The organism is Blautia sp. XA-2221 (genome assembly GCF_028767025.1).
GTDB lineage: Bacteria > Bacillota > Clostridia > Lachnospirales > Lachnospiraceae > Blautia_A.
Genome location: NZ_JAJQXX010000007.1, coordinates 18,246 through 37,155 on the forward strand (window position 1 = coordinate 18,246; position 18,910 = coordinate 37,155).

At 41.7% G+C, this 18,910-nt stretch carries 14 protein-coding genes, 2 tRNA genes and 1 other annotated feature; of the genes, 14 read left to right on the forward strand and 2 right to left on the reverse strand.

Annotated elements, in window-relative coordinates; translation table 11 throughout:
• Positions 1-27: 27 nt before the first annotated feature.
• The 14 genes from leuC (at position 28) to LU279_RS07565 (ending at position 17,649) form a co-directional block, all read left to right on the forward strand.
• Entirely contained in the window at positions 28-1,296 is a 1,269-nt protein-coding gene (gene leuC, locus LU279_RS07500) for a 3-isopropylmalate dehydratase large subunit (RefSeq protein ID WP_274421958.1), read from the forward strand.
• 12 nt (positions 1,297-1,308) lie between these two features.
• Positions 1,309-1,803, forward strand: a complete 495-nt coding sequence (gene leuD / locus LU279_RS07505; protein ID WP_274421959.1) for a 3-isopropylmalate dehydratase small subunit — start codon at positions 1,309-1,311, stop codon at positions 1,801-1,803.
• 787 nt (positions 1,804-2,590) lie between these two features.
• Positions 2,591-3,169: a signal peptidase I gene (locus LU279_RS07510; protein ID WP_274421960.1), complete on the forward strand. Its 579-nt coding sequence runs from the start codon at positions 2,591-2,593 to the stop codon at positions 3,167-3,169.
• Positions 3,147-3,797, forward strand: a complete 651-nt coding sequence (locus tag LU279_RS07515; RefSeq protein ID WP_274421961.1) for a TasA family protein — start codon at positions 3,147-3,149, stop codon at positions 3,795-3,797. The genes LU279_RS07510 and LU279_RS07515 overlap by 23 nt, the downstream gene beginning before the upstream one ends.
• Positions 3,798-3,830: 33 nt before the next feature.
• Positions 3,831-4,385: a SipW-dependent-type signal peptide-containing protein gene (locus LU279_RS07520; protein ID WP_274421962.1), complete on the forward strand. Its 555-nt coding sequence runs from the start codon at positions 3,831-3,833 to the stop codon at positions 4,383-4,385.
• Between the two features lie 16 nt (positions 4,386-4,401).
• Entirely contained in the window at positions 4,402-5,592 is a 1,191-nt protein-coding gene (locus LU279_RS07525) for a SipW-dependent-type signal peptide-containing protein (protein WP_274421963.1), read from the forward strand.
• Positions 5,589-8,759: a SpaA isopeptide-forming pilin-related protein gene (locus tag LU279_RS07530; protein WP_274421964.1), complete on the forward strand. Its 3,171-nt coding sequence runs from the start codon at positions 5,589-5,591 to the stop codon at positions 8,757-8,759. Before LU279_RS07525 ends, LU279_RS07530 begins: the two co-directional genes overlap by 4 nt.
• Before the next feature lie 196 nt (positions 8,760-8,955).
• Positions 8,956-9,029 (forward strand) — tRNA-Pro (locus LU279_RS07535).
• Between the two features lie 280 nt (positions 9,030-9,309).
• Positions 9,310-9,581: a binding site (T-box leader), on the forward strand.
• A gap of 294 nt (positions 9,582-9,875) precedes the next feature.
• Positions 9,876-11,531 (forward strand): 2-isopropylmalate synthase, encoded by a 1,656-nt coding sequence (locus LU279_RS07540; RefSeq protein WP_274421965.1) that lies wholly within the window; start codon positions 9,876-9,878, stop codon positions 11,529-11,531.
• A gap of 688 nt (positions 11,532-12,219) precedes the next feature.
• Positions 12,220-13,032 carry an FAD binding domain-containing protein gene (locus LU279_RS07545; protein ID WP_274421966.1) on the forward strand — a complete coding sequence of 271 codons (813 nt, stop codon included), beginning with the start codon at positions 12,220-12,222 and terminating at the stop codon, positions 13,030-13,032.
• Complete coding sequence (locus LU279_RS07550; protein WP_274421967.1) at positions 13,029-13,505, forward strand: (2Fe-2S)-binding protein; 477 nt, start codon at positions 13,029-13,031, stop codon at positions 13,503-13,505. The genes LU279_RS07545 and LU279_RS07550 overlap by 4 nt, the downstream gene beginning before the upstream one ends.
• Positions 13,502-15,790, forward strand: coding sequence for a xanthine dehydrogenase family protein molybdopterin-binding subunit (locus tag LU279_RS07555; RefSeq protein ID WP_274421968.1), 2,289 nt, complete (start codon positions 13,502-13,504; stop codon positions 15,788-15,790). The genes LU279_RS07550 and LU279_RS07555 overlap by 4 nt, the downstream gene beginning before the upstream one ends.
• 1 nt (position 15,791) lies before the next feature.
• Complete coding sequence (locus LU279_RS07560) at positions 15,792-16,823, forward strand: DUF6077 domain-containing protein (RefSeq protein ID WP_274421969.1); 1,032 nt, start codon at positions 15,792-15,794, stop codon at positions 16,821-16,823.
• A gap of 13 nt (positions 16,824-16,836) precedes the next feature.
• A complete protein-coding gene (locus LU279_RS07565; RefSeq protein ID WP_274421970.1) occupies positions 16,837-17,649 on the forward strand; it encodes a hypothetical protein in 813 nt (270 codons plus the stop codon).
• A 55-nt stretch (positions 17,650-17,704) separates the two neighbouring features.
• Here LU279_RS07565 and LU279_RS07570 read toward each other — a convergent pair whose 3' ends face one another.
• Both LU279_RS07570 and LU279_RS07575 read right to left on the reverse strand, forming a co-directional pair.
• The gene (locus LU279_RS07570; protein WP_274421971.1) at positions 17,705-18,616 is read right to left on the reverse strand and encodes an SH3 domain-containing protein; all 912 of its coding nucleotides are present in this window, start codon (positions 18,614-18,616) and stop codon (positions 17,705-17,707) included.
• Between the two features lie 54 nt (positions 18,617-18,670).
• A tRNA-Arg gene (locus tag LU279_RS07575) sits at positions 18,671-18,742 on the reverse strand.
• Between the last annotated feature and the right edge of the window lie 168 nt (positions 18,743-18,910).

Sequence of the window (18,910 nt, forward strand, 5' to 3'; positions counted from 1 at the left end):
TATGAATTTACAGGGAGGATATGAATTATGGGAATGACAATGACACAGAAGATTCTGGCTGCGCATGCAGGTTTGGACCGTGTGGAGGCCGGACAGCTTATTGAGGCAGATCTGGATCTGGTTCTTGGCAATGATATCACATCTCCGGTGGCAATCCATGAAATGGATAAAATGAAAGCAGATACCGTGTTTCATAAAGATAAGATTGCTCTTGTTATGGATCATTTTATCCCAAATAAGGATATCAAATCAGCAGAACACTGCAAATGTGTGAGAGAGTTTGCCAGCAGGCATGAGATCAGTAATTATTTTGATGTGGGAGAAATGGGAATCGAACACGCGCTTCTTCCGGAAAAAGGTCTGACAGTGGCTGGTGATGTGATTATAGGAGCAGATTCTCATACCTGTACATACGGCGCTCTCGGAGCATTTTCCACAGGCGTTGGAAGTACGGATATGGCAGCTGCAATGGTTACAGGCAAAGCCTGGTTTAAGGTTCCGTCAGCTATTCGGTTCAATCTGACAGGAAAACCGAAAAAGTGGGTCAGTGGTAAAGATGTGATCCTGCATATGATCGGAATGATCGGTGTGGATGGAGCTTTGTATAAATCCATGGAATTTACAGGGGACGGAATCAGAAATCTCAGTATGGACGACCGCTTTACCATTGCAAATATGGCGATCGAAGCAGGCGGAAAAAATGGTATTTTCCCTGTGGACGGGCAGACGGAAGCTTATATGAAGGAACATTCTGTGAGACCTTATCAGATATATGAGGCTGATGAAGATGCTGTATATGAAGCAGAGTATACTATTGATCTTAGTGAATTGGAACCTACAGTAGCTTTTCCACATCTTCTGGAAAATACAAAGACGATCAATGAGATCGGCGAGGAGATCATAATTGATCAGGCAGTGATTGGCTCCTGTACCAATGGCCGGATCGAGGATCTCAGAACAGCAGCAGAGATTCTGAAAGGACGCAAAGTAAAAAAGGGTGTGCGCTGCATTATCATTCCTGCAACACAGTCTGTTTATCTTCAGGCAATGGAAGAAGGACTCCTGAAAATCTTTATTGAGGCAGGCGCAGTGATCAGCACTCCAACCTGTGGTCCCTGTCTTGGAGGATACATGGGTATCCTGGCAGCAGGAGAGCGATGTATTTCTACTACTAATCGAAATTTTGTAGGACGCATGGGACATGTGGAGTCTGAGATTTATCTGGCAAGTCCGGCTGTGGCTGCGGCAAGTGCAGTCACAGGAAAGATTTCCGCACCGGAAGAACTTGGATTATAAGGAGAAATAAGAATGCAGGCAAAAGGCAGAGTTTTTAAATATGGAGATAATGTAGATACAGATGTGATCATTCCTGCACGCTATCTGAATTCCTCAGATCCGGAAGAGCTGGCATCACACTGTATGGAGGATATAGATAGGGAGTTTGTAAATAAGGTAAGCAGGGGCGATATTATTGTAGCGGATAAAAATTTTGGTTGTGGTTCCTCCAGAGAGCATGCTCCCATTGCCATTAAGGCGGCAGGAGTCAGTTGTGTGATCGCAGAGACTTTTGCAAGGATTTTTTATCGCAATGCTATTAATATCGGGCTTCCTATTATCGAATGTCCTGAGGCTGGCAGAGGAATTGAGGATGGGGATTTGGTCGAAGTGGATTTTGACTCAGGGATTATTTATAATCGTACCAGGGGAACAGAATTCCAGGGTCAGGCATTTCCTGAATTTATGCAGAGGATCATTCAGGCAGGAGGCCTTATCAACTATATTAATGAAAAAACTGAAAAATAAAAATATTGCAGCTTCCGGATCTGTATAGATTTTGGAAGCTGATTTTTTACTGTATAATTGATAAACTTTTTATCTGTATATCTCATTTTTATAATAGTGATTCTAAGAGGATATCAGAAGTTATAAAGTCATTATGGCTGAGGACTGTGTAAGGATAATAGCGGTTTCCTGAGGAAAATTAACTTTCAGTTCCTGGCTGTGCTGCCATAAAATACAGGGTGAAATTTTTTCGGGAGGGAGAGTCTTTTTTTGTATATGCAGGGCATTTCACAAAAAAACGGAAATGGTGAAAATTAAAAAGGAAAATACTGCGATTCATACGGGACATCATTCAACTTAAGAAACTATGATAGGGCAGCTGACAGTATGGGATAAGAAAAAAATGTCATATTTTACAGGCAGAATTTGACGAACGAATTTCGTTGACTTTTTGTATCGGCAGGACTAAAATAAAATCATCTTAACAAGCAGGAACATCTTCCTGCACCACCTTCTTCTGAGGGTAGGGGAAATTCCATAAACAGATTATTTGGATATACACAGACAGGGACAGACTTTATTCTTCCCGTACAGTGTTTTTATTTATCACGAAGGTTGAGGAAAATATATTTCCTTGGTCTTATATAAAAGAATACGCCGCTTTCTCCTTATGGGGGATCTTCAGAGCAGATCATACTTTTCTGTTTATCTTCAGGTGTCATTCAATTCTTTTTTATTCTTAAATTTCAATTCACAACATTTCATTTCATCAAACCTCTTTTAATGAAGGAGAAAGCGGGCGTGATTTATGAAAAAGCATCTGCGGGGCAGAGCTCCGCCAAAGGAAACCGGAACTGTTTTATTTGATCAGACAGGAAAGGGTGAGCATATGAAAAAAAGAGAGTATGCAGGAAGATTTTTACTGGCAGTTATTGCCGGAGTATTTTTACTTCCTGCTGTCTTTAAAAGGTTTTCTGTAAATATAGTACTGTCCGGTTCCATGGAACCGGCGCTGAAAACCGGCGGAATCATTTTTACAGATACAAAAAAGAATGTGCCGGGAATTGGAGATATTATTACATATCGTCTGGGCGATATGCTGGTCACTCACAGAGTTACGGATAAAAGGGATTCTGCTTATATTACCAGAGGCGATGCCAATGAAGGTGAGGATGCGGCTCCTGTTATGCAGGAACAGATTGTGGGTACGGTAGTATTTTTTATTCCGGTTCTGGGATATGTGGCAGCATTTTTACAGAAAAAGCCCATATTTGGACTTATAAGTCTTATGCTCATACAGGAATTGTTTTTTCTTGGAATGCAATGGAAAGGAGTATGCAGGCAATTCTGCAAAAACAAAAAATATGAAAAAATCAGTAGGAAATAAAAGTAAAGCAATATTTTTAACAGGTGCTTTGTGTCTGACTGTCCTTGGGGGAGTTTCTGCGTATCTGACAGATTACGACAAGGTTGATAATCGGTTTACAGTAGGAAAAGTAGAAATCGAACTGGAAGAGCCAGGATGGAAACCGGAAGAACATACAAAAATTGAACCGGGAAAAGAAATAAAAAAGGATCCGCAGATTCAGAATACAGGAGTCAATGATGCCTTTGTATATATGGAAGTAACAGTTCCTATGGCGGATGTAATGGCATCAGATGAGGAAGGCAACCGGCTGAACAAAAAAATGCAGGAACTGTTTACATTTACAGCAAAGGAAAACTGGTCATTAATCGACAAAAAGAAAAAAGACACTGCATCTGTTTATGTATATGCATACGATAAAATACTGAAGCCGGAGCAGACCACGGAGCCGTTGTTTGACACGGTGAAATTCCTGAACATCATTGAAGGACAGCTGGACACACAGCAGATCAGTATCCCTGTAAGAGCATATGCAATTCAGAGCTCCTATACAGGAGGCGATAAGAACAGTATTCCGGAACAGGCAAAAGAGGCATATAAAAAATATGTAAATCAGAATAAAGAACAGGAAGGTCAGGTGACAACATGATCGCGATAACAAAAAGGAGGCCAGATACGAGAAATGACCGGAAGGAAAAAACTTACAGGGGTGATCCTGGTGCTGGCAGCAGTACTGGGAATCGGAGGCACTGCTGCATATCTGACTTCTTTTGATAAAGCTGAGAATACCGTGGCAGCAGGACATAATACAACAGATATAGAGGAAGAATTTCCGGATATAACTCCCACTCCGATTGATAAAAATCCGGAATATAAGAAAAAAGTATGGGTATCTAATACAGCGTCAGGGGAAGAAGGATTTAATACAGACTGTTTTGTACGGATTTCTCTGGGATATTCCAATGATGATATCGGAAGAGCAGTGGTTCTGAAAAATCTGGATACAGATAACTGGATTCATAAAAAAGACGGTTATTATTATTACCGCCATATTTTAAAAGAAGGAGAAACCACTACACCTTTGTTTACAGGAGTTTCCATAGACTCATCCAGGCTGGATGATACCTATCTGGATCTTCTGCCTGAATTTAAAATACAGGTATATGAGGAGTCTGTTCAGTCGGCGGGCTTTTCTGACTATGAAAAAGCCTGGGAATATTATGGTTCTCCGGTCTGAAAGGGAGGTGGTGCAGATGAAAAAACTGATCAAAGCAGCTGCAGTTTTAACAGCAGCCGCTTTTCTGGCAGGAACCGGGACTTATGGATATTTTTCAGATACCTTAAAAGTAAAAAACCATATTTCCACAGGAGATGTTAATATCGGGCTGAAGGAATATGAAAAGAAAGGAAGCACAGAGGTATCTTTTACCGGACCAAAGTCAGTGGTTCCGGGAGATGTTATATCAAAAATTCCAAGAATCACCAATTATGCAAGTCCCTGTTGGGTACGTGCGCGGATCACTTATAAAAATGACAGAGAGAAGCTGGAAGGATTTAGCGATAAAAACATATCCGGAATCTCCAAAAAGTGGGTTCGGAGAGGTGAGTATTATTACTATACAGGTATTCTAAAGCGAAAAGACAGTGTAGATCTTTTTGAAGAGGTAACGGTTCCGAAAACATGGACAGAAGAGCATACCGGGCAGGAGCTTGGAATTGCTGTTCAGGCAGAAGCAATTCAGGCGGCAAATTTTAACCCGGATTTTAAAGCAATGTCACCATGGGGAAATCAGGAGATACAGCTTTGTGTCCATGAAGAGAATGGAACAACTGTCTGCAGAAAGGAAAAAACAAAATTGTCAGTGGAGTTTAACGGACAGGCTCATAAGCTTTTATCTGTGCCCGGTGACTTTTTCGTGAATATGGGAACTGCCATGCCGGGAGATGAATTTCAGGATACGGTTACAGTTTCCAATACGACAGATCAGGAAGCGGAGATTTTTTTCCGAACAGCAGTGGAAGGGCAGAATCGCAGTCAGACAGAGCTTTTGAAAGGAGTAAAGCTTACAGTAGATATGGATGATGAGAGACTGTATGAGGGAACCCTGGATTCTCCCGGACTTAATAAAAATCACTCTCTTGGAAAATTTTCTCCGGATGAAAAAGGAAAACTGAAGTTTTCTCTTTCAGTACCCTCAGAATGGGATAATTCTTATGCATTGAGGGACGCAGAAGTACAGTGGATCTTTACAGTAAATGAAATGCCTGAAAAGGCAACCGGATCAGGAAAAGACCAAACAGCAGATCATAAAAAAGCACAAAAAACATCTTCTGTAAAAACAGGAGATTTCTCACAACCGGAGGCAGTATTCATGCTTCTTTTGAGTTCCGGAACTGTGATCCTGACAGTGTTTATCTGCAGGAAAGGAGGACGGAGAAAATGAAAAAAACAGTAGTCAGCTTTTTGCTGGCAGCAGTTATGGGACTGTCTTCGCCAGCAGGAAGCATGGGTATTCCGGAAGAAGAATACAACGGGACAGTGGAACAGGAACAAAATAAAGAAGAGGATTTTCAAGAGCCGGAATCAGAAGAACCTGAAATTGAGATTGAGGAAGATACGGGAGAAGAGATGCAGGATGAAATGCACCCGGAAGAAGTTCCGGAGAATTCAGAAAATTTTTATCCTGAAGATTTTGATGGGGAAAATCCACATACAGAGCAGCAAGAGGTTCCGGAAGAATTCACAGGAACCATTCTTACTCCGGATAATGTAGACAGCCTTTTTGGAGATACACCGGAAGATGAGCAACTGATCAGAGAAATTGAAGAAGGAGAGATTGTGGGATTTGCCCCGGCTTCTCTTACAGATATTGGAGAAACAGAACTGATATCACAGGAGGATGCGTCAGCTTTGCTTGCTCCGAACAGGTACAAACTTATTTCTACCTCTATAATTGTAAACTGTGATGAAGTATGGACTTCAAACTCTCCTATTCATGCCCGATTGCGTTATATAGAGTATGTTGATTCAGATGGGGCAGTGACAAGATCACCTCTCTACTGCATGAAGGCATCTAAAATGGGAATTGACGGAAATGTGGATCTGAAACCGGACGCAATAAAATTTTTTTCCAATTCGACTCTCAGGAAAATTCTTTATTTTGGATATGGAGGACCGGGAGACATCTGTGACAGTTACGATCCCAGCTGTTCTCATGTGAACTGGTCAAAATGGCAGAACAGATATGTATTTACGCATCAGGCGCTTTCCAAAGTATATGCTAATGATGTGAATGGCGCAACAGAAGCTCAGATTAAGCATGTGGGACTGATTCGCTTTATTGATAAACTGAAAAGTCTCACTATCCCCAACCGAAGTGCAGTAAAGCTTAAATCAGTCAATACCAGCGGTAATACAGTTACCGCCAATCCTCTGAATATTGGTATGACATTGTACCGGACGAAACCGTCCTCTGGATTTGGCTGGCTAGAGTCAACATTTAAAGACGGATTTCAGATTTCACCTTTGTGTACAGTAATAGATACAGGAAAAGCCGGAAACGGATTGACAATCTCCAGAGGAACCAATGATACATGGCAGCTTGCCTATTGGACCAGTGAAAGTGCGGCAAAAGAAAAACCTGATCGTCCCAACTGTCTGGCAAAGGGAAAAAGTGTAAAAATGAAAAACGGATACTGTTTTAAACTGGTATTTCCTGAAAGGTCAAAAGGTACAAAACAGTTTTCCTGGAAAATGACACTGAGACCTGTAAAATATATTATGGTAGACGGTTCTGTTCAGACAGGTCAGGATATTCAGGATTTTGGGGCCTGTGTATATCAGGGAGACAGGGGAATTCTGAAATTAAACCTTTCTTTTCAGCCTTCTGGGAGTATTCTTCTTAAGAAAACAAGCTCTCAGACTGGTCATCCGGTAGCTAATGCAGTGTATTCTCTGTATGCAGGACAGAATTTGTACAGTGGAGGAATACGCATTTATGCAAAGGATGAAAAGGTTGCAGAGGGAACTACAAATGAGAAAGGAGAAATCTTTTTTGACAGTCTTGTTCCGGGAAAATACTATGTGAAAGAAAAAACAGCGGCTCCCGGATATCTGATTACAGTTGCTGCTTCATCCTGTACGGTTTCTTCAGGAAAACGAGTTACAGTGGCGGTAAAAGATGATCCGGATATAAAGGGAAAAGTGGCTGTTGAAAAAGTGGCTGACGGAACAGAAATTCCTCTTGATGGAGCAGAATTTACTTTATTTACCTGGAATAAAAATTCAGGAACCTATGAAAACGGAAAACTTTTAAAATACGATGAAGAACAGAAAAAATATGTTTCAGATATCTTTATTTATACGGAAATAAATCAGGGAAAGTTTAAGGTAGAGGAAACAAAAAATCCTCCGGGATACACAGGAAGGTGGAGTCAGGAACTGGTGCTTACAGAACCGGGTACTGATAAAACATTTACTTATCGTGTAACCAATCAGCCTCTTAAAGAGCATATAGTGGAAATCCGTAAAATGGATTCGGAGACAGGCGGTTTGCTGAAAGGCGCGGAGTTCGTTATTTATGAATGGAATAATGAACAAAAAAATTATCACAAAGAAGGAGCAGCACTGATATATGATGAGAAAAGGGAAATTTATAAGAGCGGTATCCTGAAGATTACAGACAGTAATCAGGGGAAATTCCGAATAGAAGAAACAAAGAATCCAGAGGGGTATCAGGGAGAATGGAGTCAGGAAATTAATCTTATGCAGCAGGACGTACAGCTACAGTTTTCTGTAAAAAATGAACCAATCCCCAAAAAATACGGAACCGTACATATCAGAAAAAAAGATGCCATTACAGGAGAAAAACTGGAAGGCGCGGAATTTCAGGCATATGCATGGAACAGGAATACTGGAAGGTATGAAGAAAAAGCAGTTCTCTTTAACTATGAGGAAAAAGAACAGTATTATACCTGCTCTGAGCTGGAACTTACAGATGAAAATCAGGGTAAATTTATGATAAAAGAAACTAAATCTCCACAGGGCTATCAGGGCAAGTGGGAAAAAGAGATCCACCTGACAGAAGACGGACAGATCCTGGAATTGGAAGCAAAAAATGAACCTGTTCAGCTTCCAGCAGGACAGATTACAATTATTAAAAAGATTCTTGAATCAGAAATTACCTGGGCGCATGGAAATCCTACGTTTTCTTTTGTGATTGAGGGCACAGATCTTCGGGGAAATAAAAGAAAATATGAAGATTGTGTTGTTTTTATGCGGGATGCATATCAGGTAGATGGAAATGGCTATGCGCTTTTGGAAGTAACCCTTTCCAACATTCCCTTGGGAACCTATCAGGTTTATGAAAAGCCGGTGCTTCGTTACTATCTGAAAAAAGCTCAGGCAAATACCTCTAATGTGAAAATTATAAAGGGAAAAGAACCTGCATATGGGGTAGATCCGATGGATATTGCATATGGAACTATTGGTCTTGATAAAGATCACCGGAAAGCTTCTATAACCTTTTATAATCGAAAAAAACGCTATGACGGATATTCTCATAACAGTCTGGTAGAGAATACACTTCCCGTTATAAAATCACAAAGTTAAAATAATTTTTATTATTAGATAAAAGGGCGGGGCTGAGGTGTTGTTTCGATGCCCTGTCCCGCACAGAGGAAAAAACGAAATCCGGATAAAGAAGCGGAAGTAGCATTTATTTTTGCAGGTATTTTTATAATGAATAACGAAAAAATTTGTAAAAATTGTTGCAAAAACATATACAGTTTGGTATAATACCAAATACCGGGGTATGGCGTAGCTTGGTAGCGCGCGCGGCTGGGGGCCGCGAGGTCGCAGGTTCAAATCCTGTTGCCCCGATTCATATTTAAGAGTAAAAGATTTCCGAAGTTCCGGGAATCTTTTTTTATACCAATAATTGCTTGCATTAACTGGATTAAAATGTATTTCAAATCATTTTCAGAGCTGGCATTTTATCTTATGTGTTTTGGAACTTTGGTATATAAACGCCAAAATATCTTATAGAATAATATTGTGTGAATAGCAGCATAAAAGCAATCAGAGATAGAAAAATCTCTGATTTTTCTTGACAGGATTATATTGTATGTGTTAGTCTATACCCATCATAACAATTTAATACGTAAATGCGTTGATAAGGAATAGTACATGAGAACCGGAGCACAGAGAACTGTCGGATGGTGGAAGACAGTGGAAGGAAATCATGGAACTCACCTTGGAGTATCTGCCCAAAAGTCAGTGATTAGTAGGCGTAGACGGAATCCACCGTTATATGGAAGGGATATAAGGATTTTCTATAGAAAGATGCACAGAGAAGATTCCGTATCCTGTGAGTGTATGAAACTGTTCATAAAGAAGAGTGGTACCGCGGAAGTAGAATCTTTCGTCTCTTACAGAAATGTAGAGATGAGAGATTTTTTGTTTTATACATAAACAATTTATATTGTTTTCTGTAAAATAGTATTGTTTTGCATACTGGCAGAAACATTTGAAAAACATGAATGGAACAGCCTGAGAAAAAATTGCATTATGCTTTTGTTTTATTTTTGTAGAAGATAATCGGATATAGAACTGTATGTGAAGGGAAATTTTGTTAAGAAATAAAGTTGAAAGGCGAATAAAAATCGGTTCTTTCTGCAAAGAGAAGCCTTACATAAAAAATATGATACGAAAATGGAGGGAATAAGAATGGAAAACGTAAAAAAATATCAGAGGCAGTACCATATGCCACCGGAAAAGTGCACAAAGTGGGCGCAAAAAGAATACGTGGAAAAAGCTCCGTCTTGGTGCAGTGTGGATCTTCGCGACGGAAATCAGGCTCTTGTAATCCCTATGAGTCTGGAGCAGAAAATAGAGTTTTTTAAGCTTCTTGTAAAAATTGGTTTTAAGGAAATAGAGGTTGGTTTTCCGGCAGCTTCTGATACGGAATACACATTTCTCAGAACTCTGATAGAGCAGAAGCTGATTCCTGAGGATGTAACGATCCAGGTTCTGACTCAGGCAAGAGAGCACATTATCCGAAAAACTTTTGAGGCTGTCAAAGGAGCACCAAAAGCAATCATCCATGTGTATAATTCCACTTCTGTGGCGCAGAGAGAACAGGTATTTAAAAAGTCAAAAGAGGAGATTATCCGTATTGCGGTAGAGGGTGCACAGCTTTTAAAAGAGCTGGCTAAAGAAACAGAAGGCAATTTCCAGTTTGAGTACAGTCCGGAAAGTTTTACGGGTACAGAGCCGGAATATGCTCTTGAAGTCTGCAATGCAGTTCTGGATATATGGAAACCAACAGCAGAAAATAAATGTATTATCAATCTTCCGGTAACCGTACAGCTTTCCATGCCTCATGTGTATGCAAGCCAGATTGAATACATGAGCACTCATATGAAATACCGGGAACATGTGATTCTTTCCCAACATCCCCATAATGACAGAGGCTGCGGCGTGGCTGATGCAGAGATGGGACTTCTGGCAGGGGCTGACAGAGTGGAGGGAACTCTGTTTGGAAACGGAGAACGTACAGGCAACGTAGATATTGTAACTCTTGCAATGAACATGTATTCTCAGGGGGTAGATCCGGGACTTGATTTTTCTGATATGCCGGGTATCTGTGAGATTTATGAAAAATGCACAGGAATGAAAGTGGATGAAAGAAGCCCGTACAGTGGAGCGCTTGTGTTTGCTGCTTTTTCGGGATCTCATCAGGATGCTATCGCCAAGGGAATGCACTGGAGAGAGAAAAAAGATCCGGGTCACTGGACGGTTCCTTATCTTCCTATTGATCCTACAGATGTAGGAAGAAATTATGATGCAGATGTGATACGCATTAACAGCCAGTCCGGAAAAGGCGGTGTAGGTTATATTCTGGAAACGCAGTATGGTCTGAACCTTCCGGCAAAAATGCGGGAGGCAATGGGATATGCTGCCAAAGCTGTTTCTGACCACAGTCATAAAGAACTGCATCCGGAAGAAATTTTCAGTCTCTTTAAAAAGACTTTTGAAAATGTAGTGGAGCCGTATCGTGTGGATGAGGTCCATTTCCGGCAAAAAGACGGAGGTTTTGTTGCTCAGGTAACTTCCAGCTTTAATGGAAGAAAAATTACCACAGAAGCTTCCGGAAACGGACGACTGAATGCAGTTAGCAATGCTCTGAAAAAGGCATATGAGCTTAAGTTTAATCTTGTTACGTATCAGGAGCATGCGTTGGAGCAGAGCTCCAGTTCCAAAGCTATTGCATATGTGGGAATTCAGAAACCGGACGGCAGCCTTTCCTGGGGAGCCGGTGTAAATTCGGATATTATCCACGCTTCTGTTGACGCTCTTGTGACGGCTATAAATAACCGATAGAACATATGGAACTACACATAAATTTTATATCTGATTTTCCATTGTCTTTATAAGTACTTCGCTTTTAAGTGCTTAGATGTATAGAAAAACACATATTTTACCACGAATGAATCTTGATATGACTATAAAATAACCGCTAAAGGACATCATTACACTTAAATGATGTCTTTTTAGCAGTCAATCTTAAGACTGACTGCTTAGTGTGCATAGGTATGAAATATATTGACAACACCATATCGTTTTTATATGTAGCTATAAAGTATTTATGAATTATGATTACATTCATTACTACTTTTTTTAATATAAACTATAATCCTATAAAAAATATTACAACCACAATCATACTTAACATAGTAAAAGTTTTGCTATATTGCATTATATTTTGCATTTCCATTAAAGTATTCAAATATAAGTAAAGCGATTCCTGTTTTCAGACATGAAGCAATAATTCCCAAAATAAAACCATGACAACTTATTTTTATAAAATTATCACTTCCATGCATCGCTCCTTTTGCTTGCCAACTTATAAAAACATAGTGAAGGAAACTGAAATTTTTACTGGATTTTTTGGAATACACCTGTTAAACTTAAAATAAGTATGCCCATTATTACTGTTCACAGAAAGAAGGGCATCAACATTTTTTTGTTTTTGCAGCAGATATACTTTATAATAAGAAAGGAAATTCATATGCTAAAGATTAAAAGCTATGAAAGAGTAAATAGTATTGCAGAAGCTTATGAGCTGAATCAGAAAAAATCAGCCTGCGTGCTTGGTGGTATGGTATGGCTGAAAATGGGAACCCGAAACGTTTCCACGGCAATTGATCTGTCTGGTCTGGGGCTGGACACTGTTCAGGAACTGGAAGATGAATTTGTGATCGGATGTATGACAACCCTTCATGATCTGGAAACAAATGCAGCCTTGAATGAATTTACAGGAGGGGCGGTCAGGGAGAGCCTGCGTCATATCGTGGGCGTGCAGTTTCGGAACTGCGCCACAGTTGGAGGCAGCATTTTCGGAAGATATGGATTTTCTGATGTGTTAACTATGTTTCTTGCAATGGATACTTGGGTAGATATGTATCAGGCAGGAAGGATTCCGCTTACAGAATTTGTAACACAGAAAAAGGACAGGGATATTCTTCAGTCTGTGATTGTAAAAAAAACACCGCTTAAAGTGGCATATTTAAGCCAGAGAAACTCTGAAACAGATTTTCCGGTTCTGACCTGTGCGGCTTCTTTGATCGGAGATATGCCGAGAACTGTGATCGGGGCAAGACCGGGACGGGCTATGATCGTTGAGGATGCGGAGGGGATTCTGAATGGATTTGGTGAAATGACCAGAAAACAGAAGTCAAAGGCAGTACAGGATTTTGCCTGCTATGCCGCAGAGCATGTGCCGGTGGGAACAAATATGAGAGCTTCTGAAGAATACAGAAAGCTTCTTACGCAGGTACTCACAAGACGGGCATGGGAAACAGTAGGAGGGATAAAAATATGAAGCTGAGTTTTTGGCTGAATGGAGTTTACCGTCACGACGAGGTTGAGCCGGACACATTGCTGCTGGACTTTCTGAGAGACAAAGGCTGTTACAGTGTAAAGAGAGGCTGTGAGACAGCAAACTGTGGGTTATGTACTGTGCTGATGGATGAAAAACCTGTACTTTCCTGCAGTATGCTGGCGTTGAGAGCGGAAGGAAAGAAGATCGTGACCATGGAGGGAATGCAGAAGGAAGCGGAAGAATTTGGCGCATTTCTTGCAGATGAAGGTGCTGAGCAGTGCGGATTCTGCAATCCGGGATTTATCATGAATGTTTTTGCAATGGAAAAGGAGCTTGAGGATCCTTCAGAAGAGGATGTGAAAGAGTATCTTGCCGGAAATCTCTGCAGATGCTCCGGTTTTGTGGGACAGACAAGAAGTATTCTTAAGTATCTTGAACATAAAAAGTCACAGAATAAGGAGGCAGAAGAATGAGCTATGTCAGCAGGGCGGTAAGAAAAAAAGACGCCATGGCGCTTGTAACCGGAAAGCCCGTGTACACAGATGATCTGGCTCCGAAAGACTGTCTGATCGTCAAAGTTTTGCGCAGCCCTCATGCAAATGCCTGGATTGAGGAGATCAAAACAGGAACTGCCCGTCAGGTAAGTGGAATTGCCGCTGTTTATACATATAAAGATGTTCCGCAAAAGCGTTTTACTCTTGCCGGACAGACATACCCGGAACTGAGTCCGTATGATCATTATATTCTTGACCGCAGACTGAGATTTGTTGGTGATGCTGTGGCGATCGTAGCAGGCGAAACAGAGGAAGCGGTAGATAAGGCTCTGAAACGGATCAAGGTAAAATATCAGGTAGACGAGCCTGTTCTTGATATGCACAAAGCCAAAGACGCAGATATTCTGGTACATCCGGAGGAAGACTGGGAGGCAAAAATACCAGTAGGAGCAGACAATAAGAGAAATCTCTGTGCTTCAGGTCTGGAAGAATCCGGTGATGTGGATAAAATCCTCGGTGAATGTAAATATACCGTGGATCGGACCTATCATACAAAAGCAAATCAGCAGGCAATGATGGAAACTTTCCGGACATATTGCTATATGGATCATTTCGGTAGGCTGAATGTAGTATCCTCCACACAGATTCCTTTTCATGTAAGAAGAATTCTGGGAAATGCTCTGGATATTCCTTCCTCAAAGATTCGTGTGATCAAGCCCAGGATCGGAGGCGGTTTTGGCGCAAAACAGAGTTCTGTGTGTGAAATCTATCCTGCATTTGTAACATGGATGACAGGTCGTCCGTCAAAGATTATTTACTCCCGTTATGAATCACAGATCTGCTCATCTCCCCGTCATGAGATGGAAATCCGCGTAAGAGCAGGCGCAGATGAAAACGGAATTGTCCGCGCTATTGATGTTTATACTCTTTCTAATGCAGGCGCATACGGAGAACACAGTCCTACAACGGTTGGATTAAGCGGTCATAAATCTATTGCCCTTTATCGTCATACAGAGGCATATCGTTTTGCTTATGACGTTGTTTATACCAACGTACAGGCGGCAGGGGCGTACCGTGGATATGGAGCAACTCAGGGGATTTATGCGGTTGAATCAGCAGTGAACGAGCTGGCTGAGATTATAGGAATGGACCCGGTAGAGATCCGTGAGCTGAACATGCCTATTCAGGGAGAACCGCTTCCTGCATATGGTGACTGTGACATAGCAGAAAGCTGTACCATGGATCAGTGTATGGAGCGGGCAAAAGAAATGATGGGCTGGGATGAAAAATATCCATGTAAAGATCTTGGAAACGGTAAAGTTCGTGGAGTAGGCGTTGCTATGGCAATGCAGGGATCCTCTATTGCGGGAATTGATGTGGGCGGCGCAGATATGAAGCTGAATGAGGATGGTTCTTATACTCTGGGACTTGGCTGTGCAGATATGGGTACAGGCTGTGATACGATACTTGCTCAGATGGCGGCTGACTGCATGGAAACCTCGATAGATAATATTGTTGTATTTGGGGTAGATACAGATATTTCCCCATATGATTCCGGTTCCTACGCTTCGGCCACAACTTATACCACCGGAATGGCAGTAGTGCAGTCATGTCAGGAGCTTCGCGGTAAAATCTGTACTCTTGGAGCAAAAATGCTGCAGGCAGATCCTGAGGAAGTAAATTTTGATGGAGAATTTGTATTTACAGATGAAGAACATAAGGTTTCTCTGAAAGATATTGCGATTCAGGGAACCTGTGGAAATTCTCAGGAGCTGCAGGTAACAAGAACTTATTCTTCACCAGTGTCTCCGCCGCCTTTCATGGTAGGAATGGCAGAAGTGGAAGTAGATAAAGAAACCGGAAGTACAAAGGTGATCGATTATGTGGCAGTAGTGGACTGCGGAACACCCATCAATCCAAATCTGGTGCGGGTACAGACCGAAGGTGGAATCGTACAGGGAATCGGAATGGCTCTCTATGAGGATATTCAGTATAATGAAAAAGGCGCTGTACGAAATAATTCCTTTATGCAGTACAAGATCCCTTCCCGGCTTGATATTGGAAATATCCAGGTGGAGATCTGTGGAAGTTATGAGCCTACCGGTCCTTTCGGAGCAAAATCTGTAGGCGAGCTGGTAATCGACACTCCTTGTCCTGCAATTGCAGCAGCAGTATACAATGCTACAGGCGTCAGGGTACGTGAGCTTCCGATCACACCAGAAAAAGTTGCAATGGGAATTCTTCAGAAAGAGCTGGGGAAATAATATGGGAATGATGTTCAAACTGATTCTGGCAGGATTCTGGCTGGTTTTTGTACCGGCCGCTGCCGGAATTCCGTTTACAGGAAAAAAACAGTCCGGGTTTTCAGAAATATTTCTGAACGGATATCTGGTGCTTTTTACCGTAATGGAAATCCTTACTCTGCCAATGACAGTTTTGAAAATGCCTCTCCATGTGCTGACTGCTGTCTGGGGAGGCATTGGAATAGCGCTGGCTGTTTTGGGGATTTTTGTGCTTGGAAAAAGAAAAGATATTTTTCTGTCTGCATGGAAAGAAAAAAAACGTCCGTCCTTTTATTTCTGTATTGCGGTATTACTCATTCTCCTTCAGATAGCAGTGTGTTCACTGATGGCTCATATGGATGCTGACGACTGCTTTTATGTGGCAACTGCTACAACAGACGTTTATACGGATACTATTTTTGAGGTGGATCCCTATACGGGAACGGCATACAGGACGCTGCCAAGACGATATGTGCTTTCGCCATTTCCTGTTTTTCTGGCGGTGGTAAGCCAGCTGAGCGGCAGGCTTCATCCTGCGGTTATGGCGCATATGGTATTCCCGGCAGTTTTTCTTTCAATGGCATATATGGTTCAGGCTACCCTGGCAAAAAAATGGTTTCCCGGAGAAAAGAAAGCACAGGGAATCTATCTTTTTCTGTCAGTATGTATCTGCAGCTTTGCCGGTTATTCTGTTTACAACGCAGGAAATTTTCAGATGGTCCGTATCTGGCAGGGAAAAGCAGTTTTGGCTTCTGTGCTTCTGCCATATCTGCTTTGTCTGTGCATATCTTTTTTTCTTGAAAAAAAGCAGGAAATATCCTGGATCCTGCTAGTGCTTGCCAATGTGAGCTGCTGTCTTTTGTCTTCTATGGGAGTGATACTTGCGCCTCTTCTGACAGGCTGCTTTTTTATTGTTTCCTTGATTCTCAGAAAAGACTGGAAGCGGATTTGTGTGGGATTTTTATGCTGTCTGCCTTCTATTATGCTGGGAATCGTGTATATTTTGATGGGCTGACAGGGGGATGAAGATGAAAGAAATATTAAAACAGTCAGTAAATTTCTGGCAGAGCTACTGGGGCGACAGCCTGATGCCGTGGCTGCTTCTGGCATCTGTTCTTTTTCTTGTGATCTTCCGGAGAAAGAAGAAAAGTACAAAATATCTTTTACTTTATCTTTTTCTGGTTTTGGTTCTGTTTTTCTGCCCGCCCACGGCCAAGATCATCCAGAAATGCATAGGCTCTCTTGTATATTGGCGGGTTCTCTGGCTTCTTCCTGTGGCTCCTGTTATTGCAGTGGCTATGACAGAGTTTTTGAAGGAAAGAGAAGGAGTGATTCAGTTTATCCTTGTAGCAGTAGCAGCAGTAGTAGTGGCGCTATGCGGAAAGGGCATCTGTCAGGCGGGAAATTATAAACTGGTCCACAATTATCAGCAGGTACCCGATGAGGTGGCAGCCATCTGTGAGATGGTAAAACAGGATGCCGGAGATGCAGAATTTCTTCTGGCAGCAGATAATTATATTGGTCCATACGTCCGTGTGTATGATCCGTCCATTTATATGCTGTTTAATAGAGAGGGACGCGGTGGTACCGGTGAAGGAGTGAGACAGCTTTATCTGGAGATCAATGCGCCGGTATTTAATTACCGTAATATTGCATCTTCCGGAAAAAGACTTTCCTGTAATTATCTGGTTGTAAAAATTCCGAATGAGCAGCAGAAAAGTGAACTTGAATTATATGGATACCGGGAGGTGGGAACAGCCGGAAGCTATGCTCTGTACCGGCTGGGAGAATCAGCAGACGCTGTAAGAAATCCGATTCTCGACCGATGGGACTGGAGATAAAAACCAAAAAACAGGGTACGGAAAATATCCGTACCCTGTTTTTTGCCTTAAAGTTTTACTCTAAAAGACCACCGTACACATATCCAGTCTGGCCTTCATAATCAATCTGGATCCAGTCGCCTTCCTGGCCTGTTTTTTCAACCTGAGTTCCCTCGTCCAGACCACCAATAATCTCTGACTCATCACTGGATTCCGCCCTGACATTACATCCCTCTGTAACTGTCATGACACTGTCATTCTGTGGGTCTGCAGCTGCCGCATCCTCGCCCAGTCCATTCAGGAATGCTGCAAGACTTTCGTCTTTCTGCTGTACCGCATCATATTCAGTCTGTACCTCTGCTTTTAGCTTCTGTACATCCTCGTCTTTCAAAAGATCTTCCATATAAGAAGAAACTGTTTTATTCTGATCTGCCGCACCCAGAATTTTATACTTCCCGTCACTGTCTTTTACAACATAGGCATACCCCAGTGAAGGTACCGGTGTGTCAATTCCACTGCAAATATAGCTGTAACAGGTATATACTACATAAGAATTATCATCCAACCCCTTTTTCGTATAGACACTGCCCGGTTCATAAGCTTCAATATAATCCTTGGCATTCGTAATCCTGCTCTCATCTGCTGAAGTAAGATCACTGACCAGAGTTTTTAACGTTGCAATATCTCTTTCCCCTAAAGCCCTGTAATAGCTCTGCATGAATGCAGTAATATCTGCATCACCTTTTTCCAAGGGATTCATGTCTTCTTCTTTATTTCCGTCGTTTGTCTCCCCATCATCTTCCGGAGAAGAAGGATCATTTCCCTGGCTGTTGTCCTGAGCTGTTTGCTGTTCTTTATCAGAAGCACCCTTCCCGCTTCCGACACAGGCACGTACACCAAAGAACAAAACAGCTACGATTACCAGAATAGCACCGCCAAGCATAAAATAGCGGAGGTTATCTGATAACCATTCCCTGAAATTCTCCAAGTTCTTGTCCTCCTTAAATTACAACGCGCCGGAACATCCCCAGTTCCGCGCAAACACACCTGAAGGGAATCGAACCCCCGCACATGGTACCGGAAACCACTGCTCTATCCACTGAGCTACAGGTGCATATAAACTGATATACTGCAGAATTATATCCGCAAATACATATCATCGGAGTATATAATATCATATTAATTCATAAAAGTAAAGATTTTTCTTTTCCATACACAATTAGGCAAATTTCCGGGCATTGTTCTGAAGAAATAGGAAACACGAAAAAAGAGGTTCTTTTTC